Source organism: bacterium (assembly GCA_040753085.1).
Classification (GTDB): domain Bacteria; phylum UBA9089; class JASEGY01; order JASEGY01; family JASEGY01; genus JASEGY01.
Genome location: JBFMHI010000056.1, coordinates 1 through 15,146, shown reverse-complemented (window position 1 = coordinate 15,146; position 15,146 = coordinate 1). Strand labels below are relative to the sequence as shown.

The 15,146-nt window shown below is 48.0% G+C and carries 11 protein-coding genes; 4 read left to right on the top strand and 7 right to left on the bottom strand.

The annotated features are described in order from the left end of the window. Positions 1 to 148: 148 nt before the first annotated feature. The 6 genes from AB1797_07485 to trpS all read right to left on the bottom strand — a co-directional run bounded on the left by AB1797_07485 (position 149) and on the right by trpS (position 4,314). The gene (locus AB1797_07485; protein MEW5767457.1) at positions 149 to 418 is read right to left on the bottom strand and encodes a hypothetical protein; all 270 of its coding nucleotides are present in this window, start codon (positions 416 to 418) and stop codon (positions 149 to 151) included. 534 nt (positions 419 to 952) lie between these two features. Continuing rightward, on the bottom strand, positions 953 to 1,342 hold the full coding sequence (locus AB1797_07480; GenBank protein ID MEW5767456.1) for a type II toxin-antitoxin system RelE/ParE family toxin: 390 nt from the start codon (positions 1,340 to 1,342) through the stop codon (positions 953 to 955). Further along, positions 1,315 to 1,515 (bottom strand): hypothetical protein, encoded by a 201-nt coding sequence (locus AB1797_07475; GenBank protein ID MEW5767455.1) that lies wholly within the window; start codon positions 1,513 to 1,515, stop codon positions 1,315 to 1,317. The genes AB1797_07480 and AB1797_07475 overlap by 28 nt, the downstream gene beginning before the upstream one ends. Before the next feature lie 22 nt (positions 1,516 to 1,537). Continuing rightward, positions 1,538 to 2,605 carry a histidinol-phosphate transaminase gene (hisC, locus tag AB1797_07470; protein ID MEW5767454.1) on the bottom strand — a complete coding sequence of 356 codons (1,068 nt, stop codon included), beginning with the start codon at positions 2,603 to 2,605 and terminating at the stop codon, positions 1,538 to 1,540. After that, positions 2,602 to 3,330: a segregation/condensation protein A gene (locus AB1797_07465; protein ID MEW5767453.1), complete on the bottom strand. Its 729-nt coding sequence runs from the start codon at positions 3,328 to 3,330 to the stop codon at positions 2,602 to 2,604. Before AB1797_07465 ends, hisC begins: the two co-directional genes overlap by 4 nt. A gap of 3 nt (positions 3,331 to 3,333) precedes the next feature. Further along, positions 3,334 to 4,314 (bottom strand): tryptophan--tRNA ligase, encoded by a 981-nt coding sequence (gene trpS, locus AB1797_07460; GenBank protein MEW5767452.1) that lies wholly within the window; start codon positions 4,312 to 4,314, stop codon positions 3,334 to 3,336. 210 nt (positions 4,315 to 4,524) lie between these two features. On the opposite strand from trpS, the gene AB1797_07455 reads away from it, so the two are divergent. From AB1797_07455 to AB1797_07440, 4 genes are all read left to right on the top strand, one after another. After that, positions 4,525 to 4,656, top strand: a complete 132-nt coding sequence (locus tag AB1797_07455) for a hypothetical protein (protein ID MEW5767451.1) — start codon at positions 4,525 to 4,527, stop codon at positions 4,654 to 4,656. Further along, positions 4,598 to 4,966: a hypothetical protein gene (locus AB1797_07450; GenBank protein ID MEW5767450.1), complete on the top strand. Its 369-nt coding sequence runs from the start codon at positions 4,598 to 4,600 to the stop codon at positions 4,964 to 4,966. The genes AB1797_07455 and AB1797_07450 overlap by 59 nt, the downstream gene beginning before the upstream one ends. 1,109 nt (positions 4,967 to 6,075) lie before the next feature. Beyond that, positions 6,076 to 14,469, top strand: coding sequence for an Ig-like domain-containing protein (locus AB1797_07445; protein ID MEW5767449.1), 8,394 nt, complete (start codon positions 6,076 to 6,078; stop codon positions 14,467 to 14,469). A 79-nt stretch (positions 14,470 to 14,548) separates the two neighbouring features. Then, positions 14,549 to 14,683: a hypothetical protein gene (locus tag AB1797_07440; GenBank protein MEW5767448.1), complete on the top strand. Its 135-nt coding sequence runs from the start codon at positions 14,549 to 14,551 to the stop codon at positions 14,681 to 14,683. Positions 14,684 to 14,944: 261 nt separating this feature from the next. Here the strand turns inward: AB1797_07440 and AB1797_07435 are convergent. Continuing rightward, a partial coding sequence (locus AB1797_07435; protein MEW5767447.1) for a hypothetical protein occupies positions 14,945 to 15,146 on the bottom strand: 202 nt, incomplete at its 5' end.

The window sequence follows — 15,146 nt, the reverse complement described above, 5'->3', positions numbered from 1 at the left end:
TTGTCCGTCTACGGAACGGACATGGACAAGCACGGACAGGGACAAGCCCTGTCCCTACACTTCCGCCTTCTGTCCTGTGTTATTTATCCGTGCTAATCCGTGCAGCTATACCTGAACGGTTACAAGTCTTTTTGGTCAGCAAGAAGTGTTACCCGTCTCTTTTTACCCTTGATGAAGCCTGTCCAATACTGGTGGCTTCCTCTTGTCTTATAACGTCTTCAGGAACAGGTCGTGGAACAAATGTCTCTACATCTCCCTCCTTGGCGGCACATTCACAATATCCCTCAACTGCCTCTCTAAGATTTCGCCTTGCCTCATCTAAGGTTCTGCCTTCTGTAGCTATATCTAACTCCAGACATATAGCTTTATACCGATTTGCTTCTTTTTCGATTACCCCGTGAAAGGTAAATTCTCCCATAAAATCTCACCTCCCTAAGTCTTTCGGCCCTGATTCAGGAAACTCCTCCTTGTTCAAACTCCTCCTTGTTCTATAAATGAGGCCGGGAATAAGGATGCCGGTCAGCCTACCGCGATAATTAGCTCAGGGAGGAAGTAACGGTGGCCAGCAGAATTACTCCAGCCCAGATGCCTCCCCGCCCGGTTAGCTTCCCAATAGTGTCCCCCTATCGGCAAGGCTTTGTTCCGGCAAAAACTATGATTGCCGCGCCGATAAGGAATCGAAGGCAAATAGTCACATGAAGTCCCATGTCTCTCGTTCTTGTTTTTTCATAATGTCCATTGCTCCATGAACAATAGCTAATATCCTTATCGTATCACTCGATGTTCAAGGTTTTCTTATAAACCGCTAAAGCGGTTGCTTTGGTTTATTAATGTCCCCCAATTCACCCCGATAAATCGGGGTGCTATTCTCAGGCTTATTGAGTTTAGCACCCTGATTTATCAGGGTGTTACGGATAGGATAACATCCAGAATCATAGCCGCTTTAGCGGTTTCAACCCCTAAAAATCTGATCGCGCAGGTCGAAAAAACTTGAACATCGAGTATCATCTTTAATCGAATACACAATTCTGTACTTATGGAAGAAGATTTCCCGTAAGCGTTCAGCCACTAAGGCACAAAGACACAACCTCGATCCTCGATCCTCGATGCTCGATTCTGGATGCTCGATCCTGGATACTGAATCCTTTACCAACATCGAGCATCGAGGATCGAGCATCGAGCATCCCGCATCATGTGCTGAACGGTTACATCTAATCATCTCAACAGAAGCGATCAGTCTATCAATGAAAATAATCGAGTAGAAAGGAGCCCCTTTTGAAATATAAGAATCAATCTCTCTTAAATGCTCTTTTGCTAAATCCGACCAGATGATTTTCGCCATTGCCACACCATATCTTTAACTTGTTCGTGGGAATAGGCTCGTCCTTTTTCTACATCTTCCAATCCTTGTTTCACCTGCTGTTTAAAATATAATTCCGCCATAATCTCATCCATAGAATAATTATCCGGCAGTTTTTCAATAAGCTGAATCGCTTCTTCTTCAGCCAGTGCCATCTTGGACCTCCTCCTTTCTATTTTAGATTATCCGGCTCAGGACCGAAGTAACGGCCTTATTCTCCTCAGGTGTGCCTATGCTCACCCGGAGGCAATTCCTAAGCGCCCCTGCCTGGTTGAGATTTTTGATCAAGATACCCGCCTTGACCAGCTCGTTCCAGATATAATCAGCCCCCAGGAGGTGGCTTCTCATCAGAATAAAGTTGGTTCGGCTGGGAAAGGGATTAAGGCCCGGCATAGTCTTGAGACACTGATAGACTTCTTCCCGCTGAGCAATGATTTCTTTAATCTGCCGCTTAATCGGTTCAAAATCAGTTAACACCAAGGTCGCTATTTCCTGGGAGACCGTATTCAGATTGTAGGGGAGTCTGACCTTGTTTATCTCCCGAATAATAGACGGTGAGGCCAGCATATAACCCACCCTGAGTCCGGCCAGACCAAGTTTAGATAAGGTTCGCAAAATAATTAGATTCTCATATCGAGCTAAATGAGAGATAAAACTTTCCCCTGAGAACTCATAATAAGCCTCATCGCAGACGACCAGAGAACCAGATTCGACGATTATTCTCTCTATCCTCTCTCGGGGGAAGATATTCCCGGTAGGGTTGTTAGGCGAACTAATAAAGATAAGCGACGCCCTGTTCTCTTTAGCCGTCCGAATTATGGCCTCCTCATCGAGGATAAAATCATCTCCCAGAGGTATGCCCTTTAATGAGAGACCGGTTACTTTAGCCAGGATGGGATACATATCGAAGGTAGGCTCAGGGTAAATAAGGGCTTCCCCAAAGGCAAGCATAATCGACTGGATAAGTTCATCTGAACCGTTACCTACGGTGATCCAATTCGATTCCAAGCCGGTATAAGCCGCGATGGCCTGACGCAGTTTAGTGGCCCCTGAGTCAGGGTAACGATTTAGGGGTAAGTCGGCCATCACCTTCTCTACCTTGGCCCTAAGCCGAGCCGGCAGAGGGTAAGGATTTTCGTGAGCATCGAGCTTGATAGGGCAGGAAACCGCCGGCACCTGGTACGGCCTTAAGTCCTTTATCCCTTTTCTGAGGAAACCATTAATCTCCATCGGTGGGCTTTTCATCTGCGTCCCATTCTTCCTTCCACCCATATTTCAGTAAATAAATTCTCCTGGTAAACATAAATTTTCTTTAACCGAATCAACTCCAGAAGGGCTAAGAAGGTAATAATAAGCCTTGACTTTCCTCCTCCTCCGATTCTAAGGAGGAGTTGAGATAGAGGCAACTTCTTTACTGACGAAAAGATGTTGAGTATTTGCCTGGTTTGCTGTTCAATCGTTATTTCTTCTGGGGCAAAGGTAAGCCTGGTCTCTTCCTCCTTCGCCTTTTTCCATATCTCACTAAAGGCATCCAGAAGATCAAAGAGACTGACCTCCAGGAGAGGTTTTTCTATGTCTGTCTCCTTTCTGTGAAGTGAGACAGGATAGATTTGCTCTTCGAGTCTCTGACGGGCTTCAAGTTCCAGGGCCGCTTCTTTGTATTCCTTATGCTCCAGCAGTTTCTCTAATAATCTTTCCTTAAGGACACTATTTGACGCCTCATCTTCTATCGCAACTGATTCGGATGGTGGCAGCAACCGGCTGGATTTTATCTGGATAAGCTGAGCGGCCATGGCCAGAAAATCAGCGCTAAAGCTCAAGTTAAGTTCCTTCATTAAATCCAGATATTCCAGATACTCTTTAGTTATCCGGGATACGAATATATCGTAGATATCTATCTTATTCCGTTTGATCAAGTGAAGAAGGAGATCAAGGGGGCCTTCAAAAATTTCCAGTCTGAGCTGATACATTTACTAAAATCTCATTGCCTTTCTTACTTCCTCCATAGTAGCTGAGGCTGCCTGCTGGGCTTTTTGTCTTCCCCTTTCGAGAATATGCCATATCCTTTCCGGCTCTTCTAACAATTCACGCCGCCTGGTGTGGATTTCACTAAGAGACTCAATAAGCGCCCTGGCTAATTCCTTTTTGCAGGCCACACACCCCCTCTTTCCAGTCCGGCATTCTTCCTCCACCTGGGACACAGCCGCTTGATTGAAGGCCTGATGGAAGGTAAAGAGATTACAGACCTCAGGATGTCCCAGGTCTGTGGGATGGATTCGAGCCGGATCCGTGATCACCTGCCTGACCTTACGCTTAATCTCCTCTTCGCTGTCAGAAAGATAGATACAGTTGTGGTAGCTCTTACTCATCTTCCGGCCATCAAGACCAGGCAACTTGGGAACTTCAGTTAATTTGGACTCAGGCAGGGGAAAGACCTCTCCATAGAAGTTATTAAATCGTCTGGTAATCTCCCTGGAGAGTTCCAGATGAGGAAGTTGATCTACCCCCACCGGCACAAGCTGGGCCTTGTAAAGAATAATATCGGCTGTCTGGAGGAGGGGATAACCTAAAAAGCCATAAGTATGTAAGTCCAGGTGCTTCAGTTCGTTCTGTTGCTCTTTATAAGTAGGGCATCGTTCCAGCCAAGGAAGAGGCGTAAGGCAGGAGAGAAAAAAGTGCAGTTCGGTATGATGAGGTATCTCTGATTGGCGAAAGATAACGCATCTTTCTGGATCAAGTCCCACACTCAGCCAGTCAATGACCATATCCTTTATATCTTCTTTCAGATGGGCAGTATCGAGATAAGCCGTCGTTAAGGCATGCAAATCAGCCACCATATAGTAACAATCGTATTCTTCCTGAAATTTCTTCCAGTTGCTCAGGGCACCTAACAGATGTCCTAAATGCAGTTTTCCGGTGGGTCGCATACCACTTAGGACCCGCTTTTTAGTCATAGTTAATCCTCGGCCTGGTTCATCGTTTCGGCCAACTCTCCTTATATCTACCTGGATGAGGTGCTTCTTAGAGTCTAGTGTCTTGTCACGTTAGTATTTATGGGTAGAGTCTCTTTAGTAGGGGCGAATAATTATTCGCCCCTCCGCTAACAGTCGGGGCTCGGATCGGTTTTGGGTTAGGCTCTTATATCTTATCACAGTTTCTAACCTTTGTCAAAAATATTTTCGCCCTGGGCCAATAGATTTAATCCACAGAGTGTAACCGTTCAGCACATGATGCTGGATGCTCGATGCTCGATCCTCGATGCTCGATCTTCGATGCTCGATCTTCGATGCTGGTAAAGGATTCAGTATCCAGGATCGAGGATCGAGGTTGTGTCTTTGTGCCTTAGTGGCTTTGTGGCTGAATAGTTACTCCACAGATTACATAGCCCCGCAGAGCCGCAACCCAAATAAGTCACAGAGACACAGAGGCGATGTTCAAGTTTTTTTTCGGCAGAGTTGGCATATTTCTGGCTCTGAAATGCACGGCTCGTTTACGGATTCAAAAAAGGCAACTTATATGGTTAAAAAACCGCTGAAGCGGTTACTATGGGGGCCTCGTTCTCCACCGATTCACCCCGATAAATCGGGGTGCTATTCCCATGTTTAGTGAGTTTAGCCCTCATCGGCTCCTTCAGGGTAACTGGGGTTAAGATTGTTATTTTCATGTTTATTGAGTTTAGCACCCTGATTTATCAGGGTGTTACAGAATAAGATAACATCTGGAATTATAACCGCTTTAGCGGTTTCAACCCCTGAAAGTCTGATGGCGCAGGTCGAAAAAACTTGAACATTGAGTCTAAAGTTTTTCTTGATCTTGTCGATATATATAGTGTAAGTTATCGTAATAATAATATCCCTCCCAACGCTATTATATATACGTTAACTTATTAAAGGCTCAAATGTTCTCACGTCATACTATTACGAGACCGGGCAAGCGGATAAAAAACCCGCTTGCCTGATTTTTAAAACTTAGCCAAGAGAATTAGATTAGCAGGTGAGTCCGGTTATCCCGGATTCAAAGGGAAAACTTATCGCCAAGGAGGAAAAAGATATTTTTCTCTGTTCGGGTGATAAGTTTTTTTTATATTTAGAGCCAAAAAGGAGGATGTTATGAACTTAAAAGGATTTTAGACCTTTAGCCACATGGTAACTACTCAGCCAAGAGGAACACAGATTCTCAGACGTTATTTTAATCGGTGTAATCAGGAAAAAATCAGTGTTCTAACTGAGGGCTAAAGTAGATACTATCAATTAACAGTTGATAATTGATATATTAAGAGGTCTATTTTGGAAGGGTTAATATCCTTTTAAGATAGACTTTTTGCTTTCCGAAAAAGTTCAGGTAGTGCTGTGAGGGGTTTTAGAAGACAGCACTTTTTAAACTATATCACTAAACGAAGCTCTAAATCCAGCAAGGACGGTCGCAAGAATGGTAGTAATTTCAAGGAAAGCATTTTTTTTAGACCTATTTTCCAAACAGGATCAGTGTGTCCTGAGGGAGATAGGTCTTTTTTTTAATTATCAATTATCAATTGTTAATTGTTAATTGTTAATTGTTAAAGGAGGGATGCCATATTACTAAATATCTAAGATAGCTAAGACTTATCAATCTTAGCCAGCCATAATTAAAACCGGAAGAATAAAGTATTACGAGAGGGGTAGTTCTCTACTCCAGCACTAACGCACTACATCACTACAGTAAAGGAGGCTCTTTTCATGAAAAGAACCAGTCTAAAAGCAGTAACAACCATACTATTTGCCCTCATCATCGGCTTAGCCACAATAATAGGAGCAGGTGATGCCTACGGCGTCAGTCTGACTTCACCTATTAACGGAGAAGACACCATTGATGCTACACCCGTATTTGAATGGACCCATGCTTCTACCCCTACTCAGGTTATCTTACAGATAGACGATCGTTCGGATTTCCTCTATCCCCTGGAATTTGAGGTTAACCAGCTCTTCACCAGCGGTTTGAGCACTACGATGAGCTATAACCTGGGCAATACTCAAGCCTTGCTGGCCAATCCGGACGGGACTGAGAAACGATATTACTGGCGAGTGATTGAGAATGAATCGACCATAAGCGGCATCCAGTATTTTGACATTACCGCGCCGGTTCTAGTCTCCCCGATCGATGGAAGTGAAACCTACTCTGCTTCGCCGGTTCTTGACTGGGAAGATATATCCGGACTAAACGCTGCAGATACCTGGCTTATTCAGGTAGACAAGCGGTCTGATTTCCTTTCCCGCACCGAGTTTGATCCGGATGGGACCGCGGTCAGTTGGCCTAAGTGGGCTGAGACGCCAGGTGATGTTTCCACCTTCCATTTTGGCACGACGGGGGATACGGCTTTACCCAACCTCCCCTCCGCTAGATATTATTGGCGAGTAATGGCTTATGACGATGGAGTCCCCTATTCCAACTGGAGCTCCTGGTCTACCTGGTCTTTTCTTATTTTAGGGCCAAAACAGGTCTCACCCGTTGATGGTATAACCACCAATAACAATCAGCCCACCTTTCTCTGGGAAGCGGTGAATGGTATGGCTGATGGAGACACCTATACCCTCCAGGTCTCCAATTTTAATGACGATGATTTCAATGATCCCTTATACACCGTAGAACTGCACGGTGATATGCCTTCCTTTACTATCGGCATGACCGCCACTAATCCGGATGTATGGAGCATTACGGGCACCGCCCCCACGACCCTGCCTGAAGGCACCTACTTCTGGCGGGTAATGGCCAATGAGGGTGGAGACACCACCAACTGGAGCTATATCTGGCGGGTGGTGGTTGACCTGGATGATATGGCTTCCCCGGATGCGCCGGTGCCTCAAACACCGACCTGCGGGGACCGGCTGAATGACGCGACGGTAACCTTTAGCTGGAGCGGTGTCTCTGACCCCTCTGGCGCTCCCTCTGATCTGGTCTATCAGATCCAGATCGACCACGACGGCAGCTTCTCTATCCCTGATTCTGAGGATACGGATATTAATGAAACCACCACGGCTACGACCTATACTAATTCAACTCTGGCCGAGGGTATCTGGTTCTGGCGGGTGCGGGCCATTGATCCCACCAATAATAATGCCGTGGGTAATTGGAGCACGGTTTGTTCCGTAGTGGTGGATCGAACCGCGCCTGATCCAACCCTTCTATATCCTGGTGCGACCAGTGAATTTTGCAGCCAGCAGGTGCATATCAATGACTGCACGCCGAACCTATCCTGGACGTATGGCTCTCCTTTCGGAGCCGCGCCCGGCGGCCTGGATGAACCAGCCGCGGTGACCTTCTTTATTGAGGTCGATGATACGGATGATTTCAGCAATCCGATTGTTAATACTGGCGATGCCACCAGCGTTTATTACAATGCCAGCCTGACGGCCACCAATTATGTGTTGCCGGTTTGTTTAACCGACTCATCCGGGGATACGGATTACTGGTATTGGCGGGTCACGGCCAGGGACGATGCCGGAAACACCTCAGTCTCGGCGGCCTGGCTCTTCCTGATAGATACCGTAGCGCCAACTACTCCCACCACCCTGTCTGATACTCCGGCTAATGGAGACTACTGGGCTGATGGGACGCCGACCTTTATTTGGGATGAAGGCGATACCAGGGATGATATAGACAACAATCACAACTTTGTTGACTTTAATGACACCGCGGATGACGTGGTCACTCGGGGCAGTGAATTAAGATATGACCTCCAGATTGCAGAGGCAAGTGTCGGTTTTGGTTCACCGGTAGTAGATGCGACTGAGCTCTCAGAACCGACCTATACGGCGGCTCTGGCTGATGGGACCTACATCTGGCGGGTGCGGGCCAGGGATTGCGCCGGCAATTACACCCCCTGGAAGACCCAGGTGGTCTACATTGATACAGTGCCACCCTGCACACCCACTTTGCTCTCACCCTCTCATGGACTAACTCTGGCTGATACGCCGGTGGAATTCAACTGGGCCGATGTGACCGATGCCACCCTGACCTCTTATGAACTTCAAGTGGATACCGAATCCAGCTTTACTTCACCCCTGGTCATTGACCAATACAACACCGGCTCTCCGCCTGTGTCTGAATATACCAGCCAGGCCACTGATGACCTTAATACTGGCACCACCTATTACTGGCGGGTAGTGGCCACGGACAAGGCCGGTAATGCCTGCTGGAGCCAGGTCTGGACCTTCAGCATCGCCGGAACCGACGCTCTGGATAATCTGACCTTGAATTTGAGCTCGCCCTCTAATAACACCTGTATGGCGGATCAGACCCCGACCTTTGACTGGGATGAGCCTGACTCTACTTATCACATCGTATCTTATATCTTTGAGCTGGACGACCACGACGACTTTACCAATCCGGACATCTCTGTCTCAGGGCTGACGGAATCAACCTATACCTTGCCGCCGGCCTATGCCCTTTCCGAAGGACATTATTACTGGCGGGTTGTGGCGGTGGATGAGGCCGGAAATGAGAGTTACGGACACAATATGCTGAGCTTCACCCTTGACCTTACGCCGCCCGATGCGCCGGCCTATGTCTATCCGGCTGATGATTGCTTCACCAACGATGCTACGCCGACTCTGGACTGGTCTGAACCGGAAGAGGAACTTTCTTATCAGCTCCAGATAGATGATGATGAGGATTTCTCTTCACCGGCGCTAAATGTGACGGCCGATTCCGACCCCACTTTGCCGCCGGGAAGCACCAGCACAATGACTATCTCGCCGGCGCTGACGGAAGGCACCTGGTACTGGCGGGTGCGGGCCATTGACTGCGCCGGAAATATGAGCGGCTGGTCTCAGACCTCTTCTTACGCCGGCTTCACTATTGACAGTACGGCGCCAGATGCACCTTATCTTATCTCCCCATTCGATTATGCCGTGACCAACGATAAAACCCCAACCTTTGACTGGTCTGATGTCAAAGACGCCATGTCCACCCACTCATCAGAGCTTTCAGGCAATTATGACAATTCTAACTATTGTCCTACGGTTTACTATGTCATTCAGATAGAGACCGATGAGGACGTTACTACGGTGCCGCCTGGAGATGGGTTTAACACCGCCATTGAGTATTCAACCGATCCCAATGATCCCCACGATGTCTATCAGCCGGGCCTCTTTAATGGGTCGAGCATGACCCCCACCATGCTGCCCGATATCGGCAGCGGCCGGACCTTTTTCTGGCGGGTGATGGCCAGAGACTGTGCCGGAAATGAATCCACCTGGTCGAATATCTGGGCCGTCAGGATCGATCCCAATTGCGACGCAGCTCCTTCCCTGGTAAGCCCGGATAACGGAAGCTGGACCAACGATAACACCCCTTACTTTGACTGGTCTGACGAGGACGATGCCACTTATACCCTCCAGGTAGATAACAACGTGGACTTTTCCTCCCCTGAGATCAATCAATCCGGACTTACTACCTCCAGTTACGTGTTAACTAATCTTCTCAGGGACGGAACCTACTACTGGCGGGTAAAATCCACTGACACGGCCGGCAATAGCTGCGGCTGGTCTTCTGATGTCTGGCTCCTGAACATCGATGTCCGGATAACAGAGCCGATAAATGTCCCCCTCCTGGTCACTCCGGCTGATAACGACTGTATCTCGGATACTACCCCCGTCTTTGATTGGCAAGGAATAGGGGATAAATCAGCGCCGGTGGTCTACACCATCCAGGTGGTTAAAGACAGTGCTGATTTTTCCAGTCCAGAGACGATGCTTATTAATGTGAGTGAGCTTTCCTGGTATTCCGAGGTAAAACAGACTATCTGGCCGGCCGACGTCAATAATGATAATGTGATCGATGTGACCGATTATGCGGCTACCCCGGCCGAATTAGACGGGCTGGATTATCTGACAGAGGGGACCTATTACTGGCGGGTCAAGGCCTTTGATCAGGCGGTCAATGAAACCAAATGGTCATCTGTTTCCACCTTCACCCTGAAAACTACAGCGCCCGCTACCCCCGCCCTAGTTTCTCCAGCCAACGGAGGCACCATTACCGATAATCTGCCGGCCTTCCAGTGGAGTCAGGTAGCGGGAGTGGATCATTATCTCTTCCAACTGGACACCGATGCTGACTTCTCTTCACCGGAGATAAGCCAAGAGGTAAAGGATACCACTACCTTTACCCCCCCGACATCTCTGACCTTGAACCGGACCTATTACTGGCGGGTTGCGGCCGTGGCCTGCGGCGGGGTCCAGAGCGCCTTTAGCGCCGGCTGGTCTATTACGGCCACAGCCACCTATGTTAACCGTATCCTGGATAATGTGGCTCCTTATGACGATCGGGTAATTGCTGATACGACCACCTGGACCCTGTCAGGCTCTCCTTATATCATCGAAGATCTGGTCCTGATCACCGAAGGGGTCACCTTGACGATTGAGCCTGGAGTATTGGTTTACTTCCGGCCCTTCTCCACTCTGCCTGATTCTGACCAGCCTACTGACTTTATCGTCCAGGGGACATTAAAGGCAGAGGGAACTGAAAACAACCATATCACCTTTACCACCTGGCCTCGACCAGATGTGGCCACGGGCAGCGCGGCGGCCGGAACGGTTGAGGGCTGCTGTTCTGATGCAGCCACCTCAGGAGAGGCCAATGTGCTTTACACCCCACAGTGCGGCGACTGGCAGCGGATCAGATTTGAATCCACCTCCACCGGCTCTGTCTTGAAATATGTGGATGTAAGCTACGGCGGATTATACAATGATGGCACCGGGACTTATTATCGAGGAAATATCGAGATAGATGAGACGTCGGTAGAGATAGATCACGTCTCGAGCACCAACTCATGTGGTTATGGCCTCCTGGCTACATCCGACAGTGCCAATGCCTTTAATAATACCTTCAACAACTCTGTTTTCTCCGACAATGCACTGGATGGAATCGATCTTAAGGTCTATGCCGGAACGATCAATGTTACCAATTGCACCATCCAGAGGAACGGACGCTGGGGTATCCTCAACGAGGGTGATTATAATCTTGGAAACATCACTGATCTGGTGGTGACTAATTGCACTATTACTGATAATGGAGTTAATGCAGAGGGCGGAGGTATCTTCTCCACGGCTACTCATTCGGAGAATATCACTAACAACACCATCACATCTAATGCCGGCTGGGCTATTATCAAGGGAGAGCACCGGCTGGGTGATAGTGTCGGCGGATATATTATCGAGGATAATACCCTGACCGGCAATTATCACAATGGTATCTGGATTAAGGCCAAGAAGCATACCGGAGCCACCATCTGGTCCGCCTCGAGTCAGGTCTTCTATATCAATCGGGTCATCATCGAAACAGGAGCCAGCCTGACCATCGAGCCGGGTGTAGTGGTCAAGCTCAGTGAGGATGAGGCCAAACAGGAAGGTTCTGGCCTTGACATTTACGGAACCCTGACGGCTGATGGGACCCCAACCAGCCGGATTGTGATTACCTCCTATTATGACGACGACTTTGGCGGAGATACCAACTTTGACGGTGACTCAGACGGCAGGATAGCCGATGACGGGGATTGGCAGGCCATTACCCTCCATCCCGGTTCTTCGGGTCTCATTGACAACTGCACCATCAGATACAGTGAAGAGGGAATCTCCATTGACAATGCCTCTCCAACCATTACCAACTCTGAGATTTCTTATGCCAGCTTCAGAGCCATTGGGATCACGGGTGCCTCAGCCCCCACCATCAAAGGAAACATACTCCAGAACAATGATCACGATGATCCGGATAATGACCAGATCGGCGGGGTAATCACCACTTTCTGTGATGATAAGGCCACCCCGATTATAGAGAATAACACCATTTATAATAACCGCAACTATGCCATCGGGATCACCGCCAATAATGCCGGACCGATAAAGGATAACAATATCATTGGAAATCGTTATAATGCCATTAAGGTCTGCTCGGGTATCACCAAGGACGTCACCTGGTCTGAGACCTCCGCGGCTTTCTATGTCTCTGAAGCGCTCTCCGTAGGTGATTCCCCTACCTGGACTATCCAGCCGGGGGTTAAGATCAAATCCGGCGCCCCTATTTACATCAATAAGTCGGCTAAATTAGTGGCCATCGGTAACAAGGACAATCCAATTATCTTTACCTCTTACCGGGATGACTCGGTCGGCGGAGATACCAATGACGATGACGGCTATGCTCCGGCCGCTAAAGGTGACTGGGGTGGGATTGCCTTTAATAACGGCACTACTGAAGGTACCCTCGAATATGTGGAGATAATGTATGGGGCTAATGGATTGGATTGTGCCTCTGCCTCGCCTACGGTGACCCACGCCACTATTACTAAATGTGGCACCGGGATCAACTGCCGACTTGGGGCGACCCCAGTTATTACCAAGAGTATCCTTTCTGAGAATAATTTCGGCCTTTACTCCAGCACGGGTTCCAAGCCGACTATTGGCGGCAGCGATGAGAACCAATGCGAGATCATAGATAATATCAATGGCGGAGTAATAAACACCGATGAGACCCAGGAAATCATCGCCGGTTATAATTGGTGGGGAGACAGCACCGGCCCCAAGGATACCTCAAAGGGCAGGCCGCTATATAATCCAAATGGTTTTGGTGATATGGTCAGCGACTTTGTCAACTACCGCCCCTGGAGTAAGATCGGCCACGCCCCAACAGCCGATGCCGGTCAGGATATCACGGCGGCGGCCGGTAATCTGATTATGCTCGATGCCAGCGCCAGCTCTGATCCGGACGGAGATAGCCTGATCTATATCTGGACCCAGATTGGAACCGAACCTGAGGTAGTCAGCCTGAGCAGTGAAGTTCAGCCTACCTTTACCCCTCAGACGACAGGAGAATATAAATTCCAACTGGTAGTGGTTGATTCTGAGGGCAATCGATCTCTGCCGGACGAGGTCACCGTGACTGTTTCTGCCTATGCCGGCAGCGGGACAAGCAATGTGAAACTTCGACTGGATGAATCTTCTTACTCTAAAAAGGCCGGAGAGACCTTTGAGGTCAAGGTATATGTGGGAGATAGCCGGTATCCTGTCAGCAACCTATTTGCCCTATCTTTCATTCTGAATTACAGCAAGACCAAATACATAGATTTTGTCCAGGCTGAAGTAGGAAACTTCCTGGACGATGATCCAAGCAAATTGGTCTTCTTTAACACCAATGATGATGCGGCCGGGAAGATTGAGATTGGAGTCAGCCGTAAGAGTGGGATTCATTCCAGCGGGGTTACCGGATTCAACGCCAATAAACCCGTAGTCAAGATTACCTTTAAGTTATCCGAGTCTGTGTCGGCTGGGGAAGAGATCGATCTGAGCTTCTCTAATGTGGAGGCCAAGAATCATGTGAACAATACCATTGCGCTCAAATTGGTTTCCAGTCAAATAGAAGTGGCCGAAGGGCTTGTCAAGACAGTGACTGTCTGGCCCGGGGATACTAACAATGACGGCCAGGTGGATGCTAAGGATGTCCTGCCGATCGGTATCTATTGGAAATCTACCGGCCCAGCCAGAACGAATGCCCAGACGAGTTGGGTTGGCCAACAGGCTACAGCCTGGGGAACCGTGGCGGCTACTTATGCTGATGCTAACGGCGACGGGATCGTGGATGCTAAAGATATCCTGGTCGTGGGGTTGAATTGGCATAAGACCCACAGTTCTTCTTCTGCACCGGTCCTAGCTGACCATAACAAGATCGACTGGGCTGCTTATCTTCCCGCCTTCAGGGCTATGTATGAGGCCCTGGGCAGCTCCTCAAATACAGAGCTTAGAAATATCTTGGCTGAATACATTAACTTAGCCGTATCCGATCAGGTGCCGGGGGAGAATAAACTCCTCCAGAGTTATCCCAACCCATTTAATCCAGAGGCATGGATACCTTTCAAGTTAGCCGAGGAAGCCGAAGCAGCCATCAATATTTACAACCTGAGCGGCCAATTGGTAAGAACCTTGGATTTAGGACAACTCAATCCGGGAAGCTATCTTGACAAGGATAGAGCCGCTTACTGGGATGGTCGGGATGAAAATGGAAGTGAGGTCTCAAGCGGTACCTATCTTTATCAACTTAAAGCCGGATCTTATACCGCTACCAAACGAATGATTGTGTTAAAGTAATAAGTCCGGCCGGTAAGAATCCCATAGGGCACTTAGAACATTAAAAGCAAAAGGGATAGCGGTAGGCTGAAGCCTACCGTTGTCCCTTTTTTATCTCGATGCTCGATCTTCGATGCTCGATGCTCGATCTTCGATGCTGGTAAAGGATTCAGTATCCAGGATCGAGCATCCAGGATCGAGGATCGAGGTTGTGTCTTTATGCCTTAAGGGCTGAATAGTTACAAAAATTTCCCCTCAACTTTCATTACCACCTGAACGGTTACAATTTATGTAACCGTTCAGGTGGTATAAGAAGATTTATAAGTCTAATAAAATCAAACCATTAGGATATTCTCCATTGGTAATAATTTCCGAAAAAATGAGTAAAAATGACTAAAAAACAACAGATTTATTTCTTACAAAACACAAGATAATCACATCCCTTGTTTTGGCTGGCCGAGCATTTTCATGAAGGATAACTTTTAACTCTAATTAATCAAGGCTGTTTTGCAGATTCTGGAATTATCAGCTTAAACCCCTTCCGAAGCACCTCTAATTCGCTAAGAGCTTTCTGGTAAATATCTTCTGTTAATTTTACCTCTTCTTTTGTCCTGGCCAGTTCAAGGTAAGCATCTTTGATCCTGTGGATAGTCTCTCTTTTTAGGCTTTCATACTCATTCCGGGCCAGAGACAGCTTC